General features: G+C 44.0%; 21 protein-coding genes and 1 pseudogene. 13 read left to right on the forward strand and 9 right to left on the reverse strand.

What is annotated here, in order from left to right; all coding sequences use genetic code 11:
* A partial coding sequence (locus EWV84_RS20190; protein WP_287079660.1) for an RNA-guided endonuclease TnpB family protein occupies positions 1 to 567 on the forward strand: 567 nt, incomplete at its 5' end.
* A gap of 563 nt (positions 568 to 1,130) precedes the next feature.
* On the opposite strand, the gene EWV84_RS20195 is transcribed toward EWV84_RS20190, so the two are convergent.
* Positions 1,131 to 1,517, reverse strand: a complete 387-nt coding sequence (locus tag EWV84_RS20195; RefSeq protein ID WP_287079661.1) for a calcium-binding protein — start codon at positions 1,515 to 1,517, stop codon at positions 1,131 to 1,133.
* Between the two features lie 356 nt (positions 1,518 to 1,873).
* On the opposite strand from EWV84_RS20195, the gene ndhC reads away from it, so the two are divergent.
* Genes ndhC through EWV84_RS20210 form a run of 3 tightly spaced genes read left to right on the forward strand, consistent with a single transcriptional unit; the run spans position 1,874 to position 3,531 of the window.
* Positions 1,874 to 2,236 carry a photosynthetic/respiratory NAD(P)H-quinone oxidoreductase subunit C gene (gene ndhC / locus EWV84_RS20200; RefSeq protein ID WP_002739390.1) on the forward strand — a complete coding sequence of 121 codons (363 nt, stop codon included), beginning with the start codon at positions 1,874 to 1,876 and terminating at the stop codon, positions 2,234 to 2,236.
* 47 nt (positions 2,237 to 2,283) lie between these two features.
* Positions 2,284 to 3,027 (forward strand): photosynthetic/respiratory NAD(P)H-quinone oxidoreductase subunit K, encoded by a 744-nt coding sequence (gene ndhK / locus EWV84_RS20205; RefSeq protein ID WP_002760976.1) that lies wholly within the window; start codon positions 2,284 to 2,286, stop codon positions 3,025 to 3,027.
* The gene (locus EWV84_RS20210; RefSeq protein ID WP_002780471.1) at positions 3,028 to 3,531 is read left to right on the forward strand and encodes an NAD(P)H-quinone oxidoreductase subunit J; all 504 of its coding nucleotides are present in this window, start codon (positions 3,028 to 3,030) and stop codon (positions 3,529 to 3,531) included.
* Between the two features lie 336 nt (positions 3,532 to 3,867).
* On the opposite strand, the gene EWV84_RS20220 is transcribed toward EWV84_RS20210, so the two are convergent.
* Positions 3,868 to 5,373: a UbiD family decarboxylase gene (locus EWV84_RS20220; RefSeq protein ID WP_286826452.1), complete on the reverse strand. Its 1,506-nt coding sequence runs from the start codon at positions 5,371 to 5,373 to the stop codon at positions 3,868 to 3,870.
* A 180-nt stretch (positions 5,374 to 5,553) separates the two neighbouring features.
* On the opposite strand from EWV84_RS20220, the gene EWV84_RS20225 reads away from it, so the two are divergent.
* Positions 5,554 to 6,648, forward strand: coding sequence for an AAA family ATPase (locus EWV84_RS20225; RefSeq protein ID WP_287079665.1), 1,095 nt, complete (start codon positions 5,554 to 5,556; stop codon positions 6,646 to 6,648).
* Positions 6,641 to 7,342, forward strand: a complete 702-nt coding sequence (locus EWV84_RS20230) for a DUF3226 domain-containing protein (RefSeq protein ID WP_287079666.1) — start codon at positions 6,641 to 6,643, stop codon at positions 7,340 to 7,342. Before EWV84_RS20225 ends, EWV84_RS20230 begins: the two co-directional genes overlap by 8 nt.
* 52 nt (positions 7,343 to 7,394) lie before the next feature.
* Here the strand turns inward: EWV84_RS20230 and psbV are convergent, their stop codons facing one another.
* Positions 7,395 to 7,880, reverse strand: a complete 486-nt coding sequence (psbV, locus tag EWV84_RS20235) for a photosystem II cytochrome c-550 (protein WP_286826455.1) — start codon at positions 7,878 to 7,880, stop codon at positions 7,395 to 7,397.
* A gap of 128 nt (positions 7,881 to 8,008) precedes the next feature.
* Complete coding sequence (locus EWV84_RS20240) at positions 8,009 to 8,215, reverse strand: hypothetical protein (RefSeq protein WP_002735525.1); 207 nt, start codon at positions 8,213 to 8,215, stop codon at positions 8,009 to 8,011.
* A gap of 528 nt (positions 8,216 to 8,743) precedes the next feature.
* Here EWV84_RS20240 and remA point away from each other — a divergent pair.
* Both remA and gmk read left to right on the forward strand, forming a co-directional pair.
* Positions 8,744 to 9,013 (forward strand): extracellular matrix/biofilm regulator RemA, encoded by a 270-nt coding sequence (gene remA / locus EWV84_RS20245; RefSeq protein ID WP_002737924.1) that lies wholly within the window; start codon positions 8,744 to 8,746, stop codon positions 9,011 to 9,013.
* A 12-nt stretch (positions 9,014 to 9,025) separates the two neighbouring features.
* Positions 9,026 to 9,580 carry a guanylate kinase gene (gene gmk / locus EWV84_RS20250; protein WP_286826456.1) on the forward strand — a complete coding sequence of 185 codons (555 nt, stop codon included), beginning with the start codon at positions 9,026 to 9,028 and terminating at the stop codon, positions 9,578 to 9,580.
* A 48-nt stretch (positions 9,581 to 9,628) separates the two neighbouring features.
* On the opposite strand, the gene EWV84_RS20255 is transcribed toward gmk, so the two are convergent.
* Positions 9,629 to 9,781 (reverse strand): hypothetical protein, encoded by a 153-nt coding sequence (locus EWV84_RS20255; RefSeq protein ID WP_287079670.1) that lies wholly within the window; start codon positions 9,779 to 9,781, stop codon positions 9,629 to 9,631.
* Between the two features lie 76 nt (positions 9,782 to 9,857).
* On the opposite strand from EWV84_RS20255, the gene clpP reads away from it, so the two are divergent.
* Positions 9,858 to 10,460 carry an ATP-dependent Clp endopeptidase proteolytic subunit ClpP gene (gene clpP / locus EWV84_RS20260; RefSeq protein WP_004163379.1) on the forward strand — a complete coding sequence of 201 codons (603 nt, stop codon included), beginning with the start codon at positions 9,858 to 9,860 and terminating at the stop codon, positions 10,458 to 10,460.
* 361 nt (positions 10,461 to 10,821) lie between these two features.
* Here clpP and EWV84_RS20265 read toward each other — a convergent pair.
* Positions 10,822 to 11,400: pseudogene (locus EWV84_RS20265) on the reverse strand (RNA-guided endonuclease InsQ/TnpB family protein); the annotation flags it as partial.
* A 338-nt stretch (positions 11,401 to 11,738) separates the two neighbouring features.
* On the opposite strand from EWV84_RS20265, the gene EWV84_RS20270 reads away from it, so the two are divergent.
* From EWV84_RS20270 to EWV84_RS20280, 3 genes are all read left to right on the forward strand, one after another.
* Positions 11,739 to 12,200, forward strand: coding sequence for a hypothetical protein (locus tag EWV84_RS20270; RefSeq protein WP_004163378.1), 462 nt, complete (start codon positions 11,739 to 11,741; stop codon positions 12,198 to 12,200).
* Positions 12,201 to 12,308: 108 nt separating this feature from the next.
* Entirely contained in the window at positions 12,309 to 13,433 is a 1,125-nt protein-coding gene (tgt, locus tag EWV84_RS20275; protein ID WP_287079674.1) for a tRNA guanosine(34) transglycosylase Tgt, read from the forward strand.
* Positions 13,434 to 13,483: 50 nt separating this feature from the next.
* Positions 13,484 to 13,621 carry a photosystem II reaction center protein K gene (locus tag EWV84_RS20280; RefSeq protein ID WP_002739211.1) on the forward strand — a complete coding sequence of 46 codons (138 nt, stop codon included), beginning with the start codon at positions 13,484 to 13,486 and terminating at the stop codon, positions 13,619 to 13,621.
* Between the two features lie 315 nt (positions 13,622 to 13,936).
* On the opposite strand, the gene hetL is transcribed toward EWV84_RS20280, so the two are convergent.
* The 3 genes from hetL to EWV84_RS20295 form a co-directional block, all read right to left on the reverse strand.
* Entirely contained in the window at positions 13,937 to 14,599 is a 663-nt protein-coding gene (hetL, locus tag EWV84_RS20285) for a heterocyst differentiation pentapeptide repeat protein HetL (protein ID WP_287079677.1), read from the reverse strand.
* A gap of 266 nt (positions 14,600 to 14,865) precedes the next feature.
* Positions 14,866 to 15,228: an ArsR/SmtB family transcription factor gene (locus EWV84_RS20290; RefSeq protein ID WP_002738764.1), complete on the reverse strand. Its 363-nt coding sequence runs from the start codon at positions 15,226 to 15,228 to the stop codon at positions 14,866 to 14,868.
* Between the two features lie 202 nt (positions 15,229 to 15,430).
* The gene (locus EWV84_RS20295; RefSeq protein WP_287079680.1) at positions 15,431 to 16,441 is read right to left on the reverse strand and encodes a DUF6398 domain-containing protein; all 1,011 of its coding nucleotides are present in this window, start codon (positions 16,439 to 16,441) and stop codon (positions 15,431 to 15,433) included.
* Positions 16,442 to 16,576: 135 nt separating this feature from the next.
* Here EWV84_RS20295 and gatA point away from each other — a divergent pair, with 135 nt between their 5' ends.
* Complete coding sequence (gene gatA, locus EWV84_RS20300; RefSeq protein ID WP_286827152.1) at positions 16,577 to 18,028, forward strand: Asp-tRNA(Asn)/Glu-tRNA(Gln) amidotransferase subunit GatA; 1,452 nt, start codon at positions 16,577 to 16,579, stop codon at positions 18,026 to 18,028.
* Positions 18,029 to 18,207: the final 179 nt, after the last annotated feature.

Here is an 18,207-nt window from a genome sequence, read left to right on the forward strand (position 1 = left end):
GCTACTTTTGCCACATTAGACACAGGAGAAAAGATAAAAGCACCAAAACCGTTAAAGAAACGATTAAAACGGCTTAAAAAAGCACAAAGAAACCTTTCTAGAAAACAGAAAGAAAGTAACCGACGGGAAAAAGCCAGAAAACGAGTGGCTAAAATCCACGCAAAGATTAAGGACACTCGGACTGATTTCTTGCATAAACTATCCCCTAGAATTGTTCGTGAAAATCAACCGATAGTTTTAGAGGATTTAAACACATCGGGAATGGTTAAAAATCGTAAGCTATCCCGTGCTATATCAGACTTAGGCTGGCGTTCTTTTCGAGATATGCTATCAGCCAAGTCCGATAAATATGGGCGTAATTTTCGGATAATTTCCCGTTGGAAACCCACGTCTCAGCGATGTTCCTGTTGTGGGAATATTGGCGGGAAAAAGGCGTTAAATATCCGTGAGTGGGAATGTCTTTTCTGTGGAACTTTCCATGATCGAGATGTAAACGATGCGGTAAATATCAAGGTCGCCGGAGGACATTCGGAGACTACAAAAAGCCCAAAAAACGGGTTTATTTAAGAAACCCGTTTTCTAGATATAGAAAGGTTTTGAATATTCTAAAATAATTAGGTTGTCTAGGTTTTCTCTACAGTATTATTGCGCTCAACTCAACCTACGAGGCGATGCTAAACAAATTGAAAGTAAGAACTGGTTAACGCAATACTGGTGTTATCTTGAACGACTCCAATTAAGTCACTTCCTTGATAGATGGCTGTATCTAAAGCACGAGTACCAGCCCGATTTTCCCGCGATAGGTAAAGTGAACCAGTATTCTTAATTCGAATATAGTCGCCATTATAGTCAGTAATAATGGCATAGCCAGTACCTTGATAATAGTTGCCAGCACTTTCACCTAGTACAAAACCGTCCCATCCAGACCCTCCAACTAAGGTGTCTAACAGATAACCGTTAATGTTACGGGTTCTAGAGTTAGAGCCGATTAAGATATCATCACCAGTGCCACCACTCAGATAATCACCCCATGTTCCCCCTAATAAGGTATCATGTCCCGAGTCTCCATATAGAACCTATTTGGTATCTCTCTTGTGACGCTTCACGGGTAAGAATTACAGGTATTTTGGCTAATTCGCTCTAATCCATACTGGGTAATGATTTTGGGAAAGATACCAAATGGACTCATCGTTGCCATTACCTCCTCGTAACTCACCACCACCTGATTCTCCATATAATTTGTCATTACCATCGTCTCCTATTAAGGCATCATAACCGCTGCCTCCCCATAAGATATCATTTCCCCAGCCTCCAACTAAGTAATCATAATCGCTGCCTCCCCATAAGGTATCATTTCCCCAGTCTCCAAATAACGCATCTTGGCCACCCTCTCCGTATAATTGATCATTTCCGCTGCCTCCATCTAAGACATCGTCGCCCCATCGTCCCCATAAAATATCATTTCCCGATGATCCGAACAAAAAGTCTGCGGAATCTGTGCCGTAGTAAGTAGCCATGGCTTAATTCTCCTGTTTAGTTGTAGATAGTGGCCAGTATGCACTCCACCCCCCCAGACTGTATCATACGCTACAATTTAATAAATTTTTACATTTATCCCCATACCAGACCCTCTCCTCTTAGTGCGATCGCTGCTTTGGTCGGCTCCTAATTTAGACTGCCTATCGGAGATTTTAGTACAAATGCTCGAACTGGCAACTCCAGCACTCCCGTACAATCTTAACGAGCAATCTAGATAAACATCTTCAATGCTGCTTTTGAGAAGGAGACGGGTTGCTAAAGCCTCTATAATAAGTAGCCATAGAGATGCCGACAACTTCCCCTGTCGATAGCGAATAAGGAGAAAAAAAACCCAGTGTTTGTCCTCAAAGGTTACGAGTATTTTCTAGGATTTCTGCTCGCTTGCAGTTTAGTACCAATCCTATCCCTAACGGCCTCCAAAGTCCTGCGGCCTAGTGGTGGTGGTCCGGAAAGACGCACCACTTATGAATCGGGGATGGAACCGATCGGCGGTGCTTGGATTCAGTTTAACATTCGTTATTATATGTTTGCCCTCGTTTTCGTGGTTTTTGACGTGGAAACCGTCTTTCTCTACCCTTGGGCAGTAGCTTTCAATCAATTGGGCCTATTAGCTTTTGTAGAAGCACTGATCTTTATTGCTATCCTTGTGGTTGCTCTCGTCTATGCTTGGCGGAAAGGAGCCTTAGAATGGTCATAACAGCCATAATTTTCCTTATTTTTGACTTTTCATGAGAGGATAACCCGATGAGTCCCAACCCTACCAGCGAATTTAAGCAAATTATCGAACAACAAAGCGAAAAAATCCTCAATCCCATCGAACGCACTAAAGTTACCCAGGATTTATCGGAAAATGTCATCCTTACCACCGTTGATGACCTGTATAACTGGGCGCGTTTGTCAAGTCTTTGGCCGATGCTATACGGTACAGCTTGCTGTTTTATCGAGTTCGCAGCCTTGATTGGTTCCCGTTTTGATTTCGATCGCTTTGGTTTAGTTCCCCGTTCTAGTCCCCGGCAAGCCGATTTAATCATCACTGCCGGTACAATCACCATGAAAATGGCCCCCGCTTTGGTGCGTCTGTATGAAGAAATGCCGGAACCTAAATACGTTATCGCCATGGGTGCCTGTACGATTACGGGGGGAATGTTCAGCAGTGACTCCACCACCGCAGTTAGAGGGGTAGATAAACTTATCCCCGTGGATGTCTATATACCCGGTTGTCCCCCCCGTCCGGAAGCGATTATCGACGCGATTATTAAACTACGGAAAAAAGTCGCTAACGAATCTATTCAAGAACGCGGGACTGTCCTCCAGCAAACCAATCGTTATTACAGCACCACCCACAAAATGCAGGCCACGGAACCGATTCTTACGGGTAAATATCTGCAATCGGCCACCCGTCAAGCACCTCCGAAAGAGTTACTAGAAGCCACCGGTATGCCTGTTCCCCCCGCTCTTTTGACCACGAAACAAAAGGAAGAAATCTAAATGACTGAAGAAACGACAGCTATTGTGCAAGCTGGCCCCACTTCGATTTGGTTAAGCGAAAATGGTTTTGAGCATCAAGCTTTAGAAGCTGACCATAGTGGTGTGGAATTGATTAAAGTAGAAGCAGACTTTTTAATTCCTCTGGCCACTGCTTTATACGCTTATGGTTTTAATTATCTCCAATGTCAGGGTGCTTACGATTTGGGACCGGGGAAAGAATTAGTTAGTTTCTATCATCTAGTCAAAGTAACCGATAATGTCGATAGTCCCGTGGAAGTGCGCTTAAAAGTCTTTCTTCCCAGAGATAATCCCAGGGTTGCCTCGGTTTACTGGATTTGGAAAGCAGCTGACTGGCAAGAACGAGAAAGTTATGATATGTTCGGCATTATTTATGAAGGACATCCCCACCTGAAACGGATTTTAATGCCGGAAGATTGGGTCGGTTGGCCCCTACGCAAAGATTACGTTTCTCCCGAATTCTACGAACTACAGGACGCTTACTAAGTCGAGAATTTAATCAGTAATATCGGGTTAGAAGATATTTCTAGCCCGATTTTTTTGAGATTTAGGGACAAGATAAGCTATTGACTATTTAGGGTTTGCGGCAAAAAGTTTTTCGTGGGGGTAGGGTGTGGGGTGTGGGGTGTAGGGTGTAGGGTGTAGGGTGTAGGGTTTTACCCGTTTTCAGAGGGTCAATTACCTAATTTTCGGGGAAAAAGTACCTGAATTTCCCCCCCGACCACTCCTAGCTAAGGCACTTTTTGATTTCAAAAAAGCCTAAAGATATTATCCAACAAGGTTTTTAGATTTATTCAGCAGACCCTATTTAGTCGGTTAAATCTACATTTCGTAGCCAAACTTATTGGCATCCACTTCTTGTAAATTAATATCGATTAAACCGTATTCTAACCAGCGTTGGGAAACCTTGAGTGCCATGGCAGGATCCGACTCCAAAGGTTCCCCCCATTCGTGGTCAGTTTCGGGATACATTTTAGTGGTGGCATCAATTCCCATTCTTCCCCCCAAACCGACCTTTTCGCTGGCAAAATCGAGGCTATCAAAGGGGGTTTCCGGGAGAATAAACACATCGCGAACCGGATCCACTTTAGAACTAATTGCCCAAACCACTTGCCGGGGGTCGCGAATATTAATCTCCTTATCGACGACGATGACAAATTTAGTATAGGTGAACTGGGGTAAGGCACTCCAAAAAGCTAAGGCCGCTCGCCGCGCTTGTCCAGGATAGGCTTTATCAATGGAGATAATCGCCGCTTTATAGCTTAAAGCCTCCATAGGTAGGAAAAAATCCCTGATTTCCGACACCTGTTGCCGTAAAATCGGTGTATAAATACGATTAAGAGCGATAGCCATCATCGCTTCTTCCTTGGGAGGACGACCGCTAAAAGTGGTTAAATAAATGGGGTCGCGACGATGGGTCATGCAGTGGAAATGAATCAGGGGTGAATCTTCCACACCGCCATAGTAACCCATGTGATCACCAAAGGGTCCATCTGGCAATACCTCTCCGGGAGTAATTGTTCCTTCCAGGACGATTTCTGAGTCGGCCGGCACTTCCAAAGCGAGGGTTTTACACTTGGCTAACTGTACCCCGGAACCGCCGTACAATCCCGCAAACAGCCATTCTGAGAGATCTACGGGGATAGGAGTGGCGGCGGCCATGATAATCAGAGGATCAACCCCTAAAGCAATGGCTATTTCTAATTTTTTGCCCATTTGTGCCGCTTTTCGCAGGTGACGCGCCCCACCGCGCACGGATAACCAGTGGACGGTCATGGTATTGTGAGACTGTAGCTGTAAGCGATAGACACCGACGTTAGGGGTTCCCGTTTCGCAATCTTTAGTAATTACTAGCCCTAGGGTGATAATCTGGCCTGCATCCCCCGGATAGGGGCGAATCATCGGAATTTTCTTTAAATCTACTTCATCCCCTTCTAAAATTACCTGTTGACAGGCAGGGAAAAAGTTACGGTTGGGTTTGGCTTTCAGGACATCAAATAAAACTTTACCAAAATCGATCGCTTGGGAGAGTTTTTTCGGGGGTTTCGGTTGTTGCAACAGGGCGAGTTTTTTGCCTAAATCTTCCAATTCTTCGGGTTTATTCAGGTTCATCGCCCAACAGATGCGTTCTACCGTTCCCATCAGGTTAATAGCGACGGGAAACTCTGCTCCTTGCACGTTTTCAAACAGTAGGGCCGGTCCCCCCACCTGTAGCATCCGATTAGCGATCTCGGCAATTTCTAAATCGGCAGAGACCGATGCACTAATGCGGCGTAATTGCCCACGATCTTCTAAAAGCTTAATAAATCCTCGTAAGTCTCTAGCCATGATGAAGAAATGTAAATAAATCCCTGTCTCTATTATCTCTTAGGGCGGCAGTTTCCGTCAGGGATAGTCACCGTTTTGAGAGTTTGAGGCGATTCTCGTCTAGAATTAAGTAAAAAAATCCCCATCTCGCCAGGGTCATTCCTACCCCTAAGTTTATGCTTATCCAGCCCAGAGGTCAACATGATTAAGGATATTGAAATTAGTAATTTTAGATGTTTTGAGCATACCAAAATTGAAGGTTTTGAGCGAGTTAATTTAATTGGTGGTAAAAACAATTCAGGGAAAACTGCCTTGTTAGAGGCAATATTTTTATATAGTTATCCCTATCCAAATACTATTCATCCCTACATCAGAGGAATCATTCGTAAGGAATCTTTAGCAGTTGTTCAGGCTGTTCCCAAAAATGCCTGGGATAATTTATTATTCAATCTTGATAGAAAAAATATTATTGAGTTAAAAGGCTCCCAATCTAACCAAGGAGATAAATTGGTAAAAATATCGATTTCCGATTCTCTTAAAGATAGTCTTCTAGGTCGCCCTGAAGATTGGCAACAATTATATAATTTTATCGCTAAAAATCAATCGGTTATTTCTATCTTAAATATACAAACAAGTTTTCACCTCAAGAATGACTCAAAAGATAGTCAACTGAACTATTTTTTAATTGCTAGTTCTGAGGGAATACTAGCTTTACCTGATGCGGGTGATGAGGAACCAGTAATCATTGCCGCATCTGCCAATAAATCTTTGAAAGAATTGAGCGAGTCCTATACTAAAATAGTTTTTAATGAACAGGAAGAAGAAGTGCTAAAAGCTCTACAAATTCTCGATCCGTCTATTGAAAAAATAGAAAGTTTTTTTCTGGGTGAACCAAATTTATATCTGAAAAGAAAAGAGACAAAACGCTTACCCATATCTCTTTTTGGTGAAGCTATTAATCGTCTGATAGAGATGATTTTTGCTCTGCTGCTTAATCCGCAAAAAATCATTTTTATCGATGAAATAGAAAATGGTCTTCACTATACTGCTTACCCAGATATTTGGAAAACTTTATTCCGATTAGCTATGGAACTAGATAGCCAAATTTTTGCCACAACCCATAGTTTAGAAATGATCCAAGCTTTTGCCGATGTGGGGTTAGAATATTATCCAGAACAGGGGGCCTATTTTGAACTAGCCAGAAGTCCCAGAACTGATAAAATTATCGGTATTAAAAGACAATTAAGCACTTTAGAGTACGCCTTAAAACATGGCAATGAGGTGAGAGGTGAGTAACTTATTAATCGTCGAGAGCAAGAATGATAAAATTTTTATCGAAGCCCTAGTGCAATACTTAAATATTAACAAAATTCAGTTAGATAAACCGATTTGCTTTGAGGAAGATAACTATAAGTGTTTACAGGGTTTAGATCAAGCTAAATTAACCAGCACTTTCGATGAAATTAAGGCGAATATTCGTAAAAAAGCTATCCCTAAAGTTGGTATTATTATCGATCAAGATTCTGATACTAAGACAGAGCGACTAAATTGGCTTAACGATTGTCTAAAAAAGGTTTATCCAGAAGCGGAAGATATTAGAGAAACCAGTCAGCTTTATAGATTGACAACAATAGAAGATCAAATCACAGAATTTGCTTGTTATTTTACCAATGTGGACGGACAAGGAGAACTAGAAACAGTTCTCAAGAAGATTAAAAGTCAAGATTCCACCTATGCGGATTGTTTAGAAGACTGGAGAAATTGTTTAAACAAGCAAGAAAAATCGATTAAAGACAAAGATTTTGATAAGTTTTGGATTAGTAACTATTTACGATTTGATACCTGTTCCACAGAAGACAAAAAACAAGCTGGCAGGAAATGCAGTATGAATGGATTTGATTATGTTATGAAAAACAAACGTCATATTTGGAACTTTGAGCATGAAGTATTAAATGAACTCAAAGAATTTTTACAACTATTTGCTGTCTAATCAAAAATCCCCCTAGAAATCTAGAGGGATTGAGGGATATATGGAGTGCAATTTAGAAGTAAATTGTCCCACCCCAGCGCTCGTCTAGACGGGGAGCAACCAACAGATAAGCGGCGACGTTATACACATCATCTTCGGTCAGATTGCGTAATTCTGGGAAGATATCGGGACGGCTAACATTGGGATGGAATTCGCTCAGATCATCTTCACCATCGTAACTGGTGGGATGTTCTAGATAATCAATCAATGCTAACAGATTATCTCTGGGGGGTTCCGCTTTTGCCAGATCGGCCAGACCCAAACTGACATTATTATTAGTTTTGGTTTTACCTTGCAGGTGACACTTAGTACAATTGGCGACAAAAAGTTTCTGTCCTTCCGTCGCTTGTTCAGAAGTCAAAGTCACCGATCCCCCCGCATCATTGAGGGTGATGGTGAGGGTTTCTTGATCGAGTTCTAAGGCACTAGCGCCGTTAAGATTGAATTGTAATACAAAAAAGACTACAGCGATCGCTGCCACAATCAAACGTTTGATCATTGTTCTCCTACTCGCAATTGTTCCAAGAAAGGGGATTTTAAGGTGACTAAAAAATTTTCTCCTCTGGGAGGGTATCGATCGATTCTAAGTGATCACGGACACCGAGAAGATCGCAGTTGGGAATAAAGTCAAGGGGACGTTTCCGTTTTCGAGGCGGTTACTCCTGAGCGTTGGGATAAAATCAGTGAGATAATTGCTTTAGCATCTTCTAGGGCGAGATTAGTCTGCCGATCTTTATAGGAGATGCCTAATTGGTCGCAAAGTGACAACACAGATTCATCGGCCAGATCGTACTCTGCCGCAATATCAGCGATCGATAGATCAGCAAAACCCATAGTCTAACGCACCCACCAAGGATAGAGAATACTTATTAGTTACCATAATTATCATGCCATTGCTGGGGACATTCTTCACAGTGATCAGTGATCGGTCGTCAGGAGACAGGAGACAGGAGAAGGGAGAAGGGAGAAGGGAGACAGGTTTTGGGGGTTGGGGTTTTGGGGTTTTGGGGTTTTAGTTCAATTTCCCCACTTCCCCACCTCCCCAATTCATAATTCATAATTCCCACTCCCCCTACACCCCACACCCTACACCCCATCTCCCCACTTCCCCATCACCCCATTACCCCACACCCCATCACCCCAGACCCTCAAAATTCCCTAATTTTCCCGACTTTTGCCTTTTTATTCCCTAAGATAGAGACTCGTGTAAACAAATTTAATTAAAATCGCAAAAAACCTGAAAAAATACTAAAATGTGATTAAGAATGTTATTTTTAGCGTTGTAAGGCTAAATCTTTCTCGATAACATTGTAATCATACCTCCACACTCTTTTGTACAAAGGACTGCACCTTTGTTAACTTATGGATATACAACTGATCAACATCGGCTTCGGTAATATTGTTTCCGCTAATCGGGTTATCGCCATCGTTAGCCCGGAATCTGCTCCTATCAAACGCATCATCAGTGATGCTCGGGATAAAGGCTGTTTAATCGATGCTACCTATGGAAGACGGACTCGTGCGGTGATCATCACCGATTCTAGCCATGTAGTGCTGTCGGCCATTCAACCAGAAACCGTGGCTCACCGTTTCGTGGTCAACAAGGAAGCGCCTGTTAATAGTAGCAACTAAGTTATTAACCCCATGCAACCCGGTCAATTAATTGTCATTACCGGCCCTAGCGGCGTGGGCAAGGGTACGCTAGTCCGGCATTTACTAACTCGTTTCCCTAACCTCTACCTGTCCGTATCCGCCACTACGCGCCCACCTCGACCGGGTGAAATTGAGGGGGAAGATTACTACTTTCTCGACCGTCCCAGTTTCGAGGAGAAAATGGCAGCCGGACAATTTCTGGAATCGGCCGAATACGCGGGCAACTACTATGGGACACCCCAATCAGCGATCGCCGCTCAATTAGCAACAGGCCAGACCGTAATTCTAGAAATCGAATTAGAGGGAGCCAGACAGGTCTGTCAAAGCTTCCCCGAAGCGAGGAGAATCTTTATCCTACCCCCCAGTTTCGAGGAATTAGAACGTCGTTTGCGCGGCCGGGGCAAAGATGCCGAAACAGCGATCGCCCGCCGTCTAGAGCGCGCCCAAGAAGAATTAGCCGCCAGCGAGGAATTCCCCTATCAAATCGTCAACGATGACCTAGAAACCGCCCTAGATGCCATCGAGAAGATTATTTTTAGCCGTTAGCTGTTGGGGGTTAGGTGTCAGGTTTTAGGGTTTTAGGGTTTTAGGGTTTTAGTTGAAACTCCCCACTTCCCCACTTCCCCAATTCCCCAATTCCCCAATTCCCCAATTCCCCAATTCCCCAATTCCCCAATTCCCCAATTCCCCAATTCCCACTTCCCCACTTCCCCACTTCCCCACTTCCCCACTTCCCCAATTCCCCAATTCCCCTAATCCCTATCCCCCATTCCCTAGGTTACAATCAAAAAAACTAACCGCAGCAGCAAGACAAGAAAGCGTAATGATTCCTACCGTTATTGAAACCACAGGCCGGGGCGAACGCGCCTTCGATATCTACTCCCGACTACTCCGGGAAAGAATCGTCTTTTTGGGACAAGAAGTAACCAGCGACCTGGCTAACCTAATCGTCGCCCAATTGCTCTTTCTAGAAGCAGAAGACCCCGAAAAAGATATTTACTTGTATATCAACTCCCCCGGGGGTTCCGTTTCGGCCGGATTAGGGATTTTTGACACCATGAATCAAATCCGTCCCGATGTCAGCACCATTTGTATTGGTTTAGCTGCCAGTATGGGGGCTTTTCTCCTCAGTGCCGGCAAACCGGGCAAAAGAATGAGCCTACCCAACTCGCGGATCATGATTCACCAACCCCTCGGCGGCGCCCAAGGTCAGGCCACCGATATCGAAATTCAGGCCAAAGAAATTCTCTATCTCAAACAATTACTCAATGAACACCTAGCTAGTCATACGGGTAAACCTCTCGACCTCATCGCCGAGGATACGGAAAGGGATTTCTTTATGTCCGCCGAAGAAGCCCTAGACTATGGTTTAATCGATCAGGTGATCGATCGCAGTCCTTCCGCTTCTAACCCTCCCAGTAAATAGTTGTCACTAACCCCGCCCTAAAAGCGACGGAGCTTGCCTAGACCAATTTAGGCGACGCAAGTAGAGACTACCGCATCGAGACACAATCTGGCACAGACTTCCGAATTCTTCCCTAGTTCGGATTTCCTCTAAGCTTTATTGGTAAAGCGTTGTTAGACAAGACATCTTGATTGTGTTGCGGTTCGGGACTTTAACTTTACTCTTAAGGATTATCTCCGTGGAAAGAGTTCCGGCTCTTCGTTACTTGTTATGGTTCGATAGGGTGGCATAAATCGACTAAATCCTTATCTGGCAAGAGATTTAATTGATTAGTTCGCTCTAGATCGAAAACAATTGACAAAAATCGCCAAATGGAAGAACCTTTTAACCCCAGATCTAATCCTAGGCAATGACCCGTCGATTCTGATTGTGGGGTTATATCTCTAATATCGAGTTTTAACATTAACTGGCAATAATATCCGTCAGCACGTTTAACTATTCTTACCCGTTGAATTTGCCATTCTTGAAAATAAAACAAGTCTCGACTACCAATTAGTTTTAACTCCCCAATGTTTTTTCCATCAGTGAAAGTTATTCTCTTGGAATTTCGATTAAGTTTACAACCTGACTTTTTAAACTCAACAGAATGAGTACGTTTAGAGTATTTAGGATACCATTTCGTGCCAGCAATTTTCTTCTTACAGTTACTATAAAACCGAAGAATAGCAGTCCAAGTCCGTTCGCAAGCCTGTTGATAAGCTGTAGATTTAAGCTCTTTGACGAAAGAATATTCATCTCTTAATTGAGTTGTATATCGATAAATATCTTTTTGTACTACACTCTTATTTTCTGCCCAATATCTAAGACATTTATTCCGAACAAACTGAACTGTCCGAATAGCCTCATCAATGGCTTGATATTGAGATGATTTTCCTCTAAGCTTGTACCGTAAAACAAACATTTTGCGTTATCGACCGCAACGTTCGCAAACTATTCCAGCATACTGCAATTACATTGTCAACTATAGGTCAGACTTGTTTTTAGCTGTGCTTTGCTGTTCTATACAAAGTCGGCATTCATGAGGGGAACCCTGGGGCGAATTACTTCGCCCCTTTAAAAGCCCCGTCCCATCGTACTAAGCGCGAGGGACGAATGCTGACACTAAGTTAAATAACAATGAAAAGTTCTAACGGATTGGGTTAAGATCGAGACGTAACCCGAAAAAAATTGCAACAGGAATCGGTAGAAACCCCCCAGTCACTGGGGTTATTAACGGAAATTTTTTTACTGGCAATCCCTATGAACTATCATCCACCCTCACAGCCCCTGCCCGCCCCCTGTATTATTGATTCTGGCGTGGTCATCGCTAAAGAAGATATGCGTCGTCTCCTCGATGATCTCGGACGAGTTCGCTACATCCATAGTCTCGAAGGAGTGATTCAGAGTGAAGGGGAGGGATGGATAGTGGAAGTTTTCGCCGATTATCAGCAAAGCACCCTAGTTGCTAACTACAGTCTTTATCTCAATACCTATAGCTTCGATTGTCTGCGTCTAACCCGCTCTCCCGACGGTGAAACCTATTTTGATCTGATCCAAGACAATCGGCAATTAAGGTTAATTCCCCTGAGTAATCCACTCCAAGACCCCGATATGAAAGCCCGTCTCAATGCCGATACCCTCGAAGCCATGGTTACTCAGGTACTTTCTGCTAAGTGGGATGTGCAGTTTGAAGACGAAGACGACAACGATTGCCCCTTTTAGGCAGTGAGCAAAAATACTGATAACTGATAACTGATAACTGATAACTGATAACTGATAACTGATAACTGATAACTGATAACTGATAACTGATAACTGATAACTGAAACAGTGGGATTTTCCTTTGAATTAATCGCCCGGTGTCCCCAAACTGGTGCGCGGGTTGGGGTTTGGCATACTCCCCACGGACCGGTAGAAACACCCCGTTTTATGCCCGTGGGAACTTTGGCCACGGTGAAAGGTTTGACCCCCGCTCAAATCGCCAGCACGGGGGCGCAAATGATTCTCGCTAATACCTATCACCTGCATCTGCAGCCTGGAGAAAGTATTATCGAGAAAGCCGGAGGTTTACACGAGTTTATGGCGTGGAATCAGCCAATATTAACAGATTCGGGTGGATTTCAGGTATTTAGCCTGAGTCAACTGCGGCAAATTAAAGAATCGGGAGTCACCTTTCGATCGCCCCGGGACGGTAGAATAATCGAAATTACGCCAGAAAAATCGATTCAGATTCAAAATGCCCTCGGTGCTGATGTGATTATGGCCTTCGATGAATGTCCCCCCACGGGAGTCAGTCATGAGACCATGAAAGCATCCATAGAACGCACCTATCGCTGGTTAGAGCGCTGTCTGAGGGCCCATCAACGACCCCAACAACAGGCTTTATTCGCCATAGTGCAGGGGGGAATTTATGCGGATTTACGGGCAGCGGCGGCGGAATCTTTAGTAAAACTCGATTTACCCGGTTATGCTATCGGTGGCGTGAGTGTGGGGGAAGAAACGAGCCTAATTCATCGCATTGTCCAGATAACTGCCCCTTTACTCCCCGAAAATAAACCCCGTTACCTGATGGGAGTGGGAACCTATCGAGAAATGGCCAAGGCGATCGCTAGTGGCATAGATCTGTTTGATTGCGTCATTCCCACCCGTTTTGGTCGCCATGGCACGGCTTTAGTGCGGGGAGAGCGTTGGAACCTAAAAAATGCCCGTTTTAAGGAGGATTTCGCCCCTTTAGACGAGACTTGTCCCTGCTACACCTGTCAACACTTTAGCCGTGCCTATCTGAATCATTTAATTAAATCGGGGGAAATGTTGGGTTATATTCTCTTATCTCTGCACAATATCGCCGAATTAATCAGATTTACCCAGGAAATTCGTCAATCTATCCTAGGAGGGACTTTTGCCCAAGATTTTGCCCCTTGGCTTGAGGATGCCGTAGATGTTACCTCAACGTGATAAAATTTCAGGAAACGTTTTAAAATTTTCTTGTCAAGGTAGATAGAGAGATGGAAACTGCACTTTTGTTCGCCAAATTGCCGGAAGCATACCAAATTTTCGACCCTTTAGTCGATGTCTTGCCCCTGATTCCCCTATTTTTCCTCTTGCTGGCCTTTGTTTGGCAAGCATCCGTCGGTTTTAAATAAATCGACTCTCAATTATCAGTTATCAGTTATCAGTTATCAGTGAGCAGTTATCAGTTATCAGTGAGCAGTTATCAGTGAGCAGTTATCAGCTTCTGAAGGCAAGAGGCACTCTTGCAAGAGGCAAAAGACAGAATCTGACAATTTTCCTACCTAAAAAGAAGGTTAGAGACTAAGCACATCAAAGCTTTTAGCTTAACCAATTAGGTCTGAGATTCAGCCCTTGTTATCAGATTTGAGTTTTAAGTGAAATGACATCTTTTCACTGATTACTGTTTACTGATCACTGTTTACTGCTTACTGAAAAAGCTTCCCAGATTAAAACAAAGTCCCGGTTAAATCAGCATCAGTCCAGTCCACATCTTCTAAAATTGCCCCGCGCAAATCGGCATAACTGAGATCCGCACCCCGGAAACTGGCCCCAGTGAGATCGGTAATAAATCCGTCTCTTTCGGGACTAGCACGAAAATTAACCCGGCAAAGTCGGCAATCAGCGAAATTAGCTCGATATAACAGGGAGCCGCTCAGATTGGCATAGTTGAGATCGGCTCCGCAAAGGTTAGTTTTGCCTAAGTCCGTGCGTTGGTCGGAAGTGGAGCGAAAATCCGTATCGATTAATAGGGCCTGCTGGAGATTAGCACTGTTGAGATTAACACCGTTTAAGACGGCTTTGGTTAAATAAGTGGCTTCTAAATTGGCTTCGATGAGATTAGCCCCGCTTAAGTCCGCATCTCGTAAACAAGCTCGATAAAAGTCCACTTGACTTAAATCTGCTCCCCAGAGAATCGCCTCACTTAAATCCGCTTCTCTCAGCAGCGATCGCGAAAGGCGTATCTTTCCTAACCGCGCCTGTCGCAGATCGGCACGGCAAAAATTGACTCCTGGGAGGGCAATATTAGTTAAGTCGCTTTCCCGCAAATTAATCCCCCGAAAATCTCTTTCTCCCTCCCGATAGCGTTGACAAAGTTCTTCTAGGAGCATGGATTTTTTTTCCATATCATAATTGAGGCCAAATGTCAAGGGTTTGGTAATTTTTATTTAGGGTTGGCTGAATAAATCTAAAAACCTTGTTGGATAAGACTTTTAGACTTTTTTCCCCTCAAAAAGTGCCAACCATTGGAGTGGTCGGGGGGAAAATTCCGGGACTTTTTCCCTGAAAATTAGGTAATTGACCACCTGAAAATCGATAAAACCCTACACCCCACACCCCACACCCTGCCCCCAGGAAAAGCTTTTTGCCGCAAGCCCTATTTAGGGAGATGGAAAGCCGGCAGACTCTCGAATTCTCGTGCCCGTTGACGCATTTGCTGACTAATGCGATCGCAAACCACCTGACAGAGATCATAGATCACGGGGTCGGTAATTTGATAGTAAACGCTGACTCCTTGGGGTTGCCGCGAGATAATTCCCGCTTGGGTTAAAGCTTTCAGGTGTTTGGAGAGATTGGCCTGGCCTAGTCCGGTAGCTTCAGCGATTTCTTTACCATTCATCGCGCCTAATTGCAAGCAACTGAGAATCTGTAGGCGACTGACTTCCGACAGGACTTTGAAATAGTCCGCCACCGAAGCGAGGACGACGCTAGAGGTTTGGGGGGAGAAACTGTCTAACATAGGTAGGTAATAAAGTGACCAGTTAAAAAGGCTGACAATAGGTTATCGTTTAAAACTTTATAACTATTGACTACTATAGTTTAACTGGAGGGGTAACTAGAGTCTAGTCGGCAAACTCGATCGAGATTGGGTCATTCAGGTATCTGCTGTTGCCTCTTGCCCCTTGCCTTCTAACTCCACCAACAGACTTTTTCAGCAAACCCTAACTATAACCGAGCATGGTAGTGATTAACTTCCGGACCGTAGTGCTAGGATGGTTCTCCAAATTGCTTGGTAAAGCCCATTCTGAGTCAAGATAGGACATCTTCAGTAAATCTCTCACTTGTTTTGATTTAGCTTGTCCTGTACTTTGAGCAACCCCAAAAGCCTGATAAAGTTCTTTGGCCGAAATGTGGGGATTTTGAGTAGGATCGAAGAGAAAATTGACCATTCCTAGGGCGTGAGTAATGCCGGCAGCCCAGGAATTAGCCTTACCTTTTTCTAGAGGAGAGGGACGCTTACGAGCTAAAGTTGCGGTTAACTGGCGAATAAGTTGGGCGTATTCTTCATTAAGATATTGAGCGGCAAATTTATCAGTAATATCGATAATTTCTTGATATTTGGCCTGCATTGCCTTGGGAACATTTTCCGATTTAGGAACAGCTGGAAGCGTTTTTTTCAATATTGCTGCCGCTTGCTGTTTGGCGCGTTGTTCAGCATTATATTTTTCTTGAAAAGCTGTTAACCCTTCCTGACTGGTGATATCAAAACCCTGCTGATGCGCTTGTAATAAAAGATTTTTCATAAAACCGCCACTACTGGGATTGTTCATCAGTTGACTAAAGCGATCGCCTAATTGCTCTAAGTATTTAATAATAGCCTTAGCCTGAGTTAATTTATATTCTCGTCCCAAAAATTGCCAAAAACTAATTAATTCAGGGATAGCGTCTTCGGTTTCCGTCGGATCGAGGATAGTAATTTTGCGTGGTAAAATCTTCTCCATTAAGATTTGCACATCTGCCTTAGTCATGGTAGCAAGGGTATAACCTTCATAGAGATAGCCAAACTCCATAAAGGTGGCAATCCAACCACCACCTTCTTCTTTTTCTTGATAATATTCTTTCCCTTCTGGCGAATTGATATATTCTTGGATCGCTCCAGTAATATAATCTTCTAATAAGGGTTCGGCTTCATCGTAGTCTAAATTATCTAATTGTCGGATATTAAAAGTCATAACTCTAGTTTTCCTCCGAGGCTTTCCTTTAATTTTAGGGGATTAGCTGACCGACAGGCAAACTGACGCTAAAATAGTCTTTGCTGTCTGGGGTTGTTGCTTGCTCCTGACGGTGGTTGTAACCGGTAACTGAACATGACTTCGATTCGTCAACTGCATCAACAACTCGTTAATAAAGAAAAAACAGCCGTCGAAATCGCTAGAGAATTTCTCGCTCGTATTGAAGCGATCGAACCACAAGTAAAAAGCTTTCTCCATTTAACTCCGGATTTAGCCCTCGCGCAAGCCCAAAAAGTGGACGAGAAAATCGCCAGGGGTGAACCCCTGCATCTGTTAGCAGGTATTCCCATCGCATTAAAAGATAATCTCTGCACCAAGGGTATCCCCACCACCTGCGCTTCTCGGATTTTAGAGAATTTTGTCCCCCCCTACGAGTCCACCGTTACCCAAAAATTACGGGATTTAGGGGCAGTTATCGTCGGTAAAACCAATTTAGACGAGTTTGCCATGGGTAGTTCCACGGAAAACTCCGGTTATCACGTTACTGCTAATCCTTGGGACTTATCCAGGGTGCCGGGGGGATCTTCGGGGGGTTCGGCTGCGGCTGTGGCCGCTCAAGAATGTGTGGTCGCCCTAGGATCGGATACCGGTGGCTCAATTCGTCAACCGGCTTCATTTTGTGGCGTTGTCGGGCTAAAACCGACCTATGGCTTGGTTTCTCGCTTTGGTTTGGTGGCTTACGCTTCTTCTCTCGATCAGATCGGTCCCTTTGGCCGTACAGTGGAAGATGCGGCGATTTTATTACAAGCGATCGCAGGTTACGATCCCCAAGATTCTACCAGTCTCAATCTGCCGATTCCCGACTATAGCCAATTCCTGAAAACCAGTTTAAAAGGGCTAAAAATTGGCGTAATTAAGGAAACTTTCGGGGAAGGTTTGGATCAGGTGGTGGCAGAGGCAGTTAATCAAGCTTTAGAGCAGTTAAAGGCCCTCGGTGCTACGATTAAAGAGATTTCCTGTCCCCGTTTCCGTTACGGATTGCCCACTTACTACATTATCGCCCCCTCGGAGGCATCAGCGAATTTAGCCCGTTACGATGGGGTTAAATACGGTATTCGGGAAGATGCCGATAGTTTAATTGATATGTACACCAAGACTCGCGCTCAGGGTTTTGGTGCGGAAGTCAAGCGCCGGATTATGTTGGGAACCTATACCCTCTCGGCGGGTTATTATGATGCTTATTACCTAAAAGCGCAAAAGGTGAGGACTTTGATCAAAGAGGATTTCGATCGAGCTTTTCAATCGGTAGATGTGTTAGTTTCTCCCACTTCACCGACCACAGCCTTTAAAGCGGGGGAAAAAACGGCGGAGCCTCTGAGTATGTATTTATCAGATTTAATGACTATTCCCGTCAATTTAGCCGGTTTACCCGGGTTAAGTCTTCCCTGCGGTTTTGATGGGCAAGGTTTGCCGATCGGTTTACAATTAGTCGGTAATGTGTTGCGCGAAGATCAATTATTTCATGTCGCCCACGCCTACGAACAAGCCACCGATTGGCACAAACGTCAACCATCTTTTACAAATTGATACAATTGCCGGTGGCTATCTTTTGCCGATAGCCATCAAGTAAAAATCGGCAACCCCACAAATAGTTAGTAAAAGTATAGTCAAATATAGACAGACTGAATTCCATTTCAGAAATTCCCTTCACTTTTGCTTCGAGAGATTAATTCTCCTTGGGTGAACTACGCACCTCTCTATCCCAT

Origin of the sequence: Microcystis sp. M_QC_C_20170808_M3Col (assembly GCF_007095505.1) — a bacterium.
Taxonomy (GTDB): domain Bacteria; phylum Cyanobacteriota; class Cyanobacteriia; order Cyanobacteriales; family Microcystaceae; genus Microcystis.

Coding starts and splice junctions, on each gene's coding strand:
- EWV84_RS20195 (WP_287079661.1), bottom strand. CDS start 1,517: ATGGCTACTTACTACGGCACAGATTCCGCAGACTTTTTGTTCGGATCA.
- ndhK (WP_002760976.1), top strand. CDS start 2,284: ATGAGTCCCAACCCTACCAGCGAATTTAAGCAAATTATCGAACAACAA.
- EWV84_RS20210 (WP_002780471.1), top strand. CDS start 3,028: ATGACTGAAGAAACGACAGCTATTGTGCAAGCTGGCCCCACTTCGATT.
- EWV84_RS20220 (WP_286826452.1), bottom strand. CDS start 5,373: ATGGCTAGAGACTTACGAGGATTTATTAAGCTTTTAGAAGATCGTGGG.
- EWV84_RS20225 (WP_287079665.1), top strand. CDS start 5,554: ATGATTAAGGATATTGAAATTAGTAATTTTAGATGTTTTGAGCATACC.
- psbV (WP_286826455.1), bottom strand. CDS start 7,880: ATGATCAAACGTTTGATTGTGGCAGCGATCGCTGTAGTCTTTTTTGTA.
- EWV84_RS20240 (WP_002735525.1), bottom strand. CDS start 8,215: ATGGGTTTTGCTGATCTATCGATCGCTGATATTGCGGCAGAGTACGAT.
- remA (WP_002737924.1), top strand. CDS start 8,744: ATGGATATACAACTGATCAACATCGGCTTCGGTAATATTGTTTCCGCT.
- gmk (WP_286826456.1), top strand. CDS start 9,026: ATGCAACCCGGTCAATTAATTGTCATTACCGGCCCTAGCGGCGTGGGC.
- clpP (WP_004163379.1), top strand. CDS start 9,858: ATGATTCCTACCGTTATTGAAACCACAGGCCGGGGCGAACGCGCCTTC.
- EWV84_RS20270 (WP_004163378.1), top strand. CDS start 11,739: ATGAACTATCATCCACCCTCACAGCCCCTGCCCGCCCCCTGTATTATT.
- EWV84_RS20280 (WP_002739211.1), top strand. CDS start 13,484: ATGGAAACTGCACTTTTGTTCGCCAAATTGCCGGAAGCATACCAAATT.
- hetL (WP_287079677.1), bottom strand. CDS start 14,599: ATGCTCCTAGAAGAACTTTGTCAACGCTATCGGGAGGGAGAAAGAGAT.
- EWV84_RS20290 (WP_002738764.1), bottom strand. CDS start 15,228: ATGTTAGACAGTTTCTCCCCCCAAACCTCTAGCGTCGTCCTCGCTTCG.
- EWV84_RS20295 (WP_287079680.1), bottom strand. CDS start 16,441: ATGACTTTTAATATCCGACAATTAGATAATTTAGACTACGATGAAGCC.
- gatA (WP_286827152.1), top strand. CDS start 16,577: ATGACTTCGATTCGTCAACTGCATCAACAACTCGTTAATAAAGAAAAA.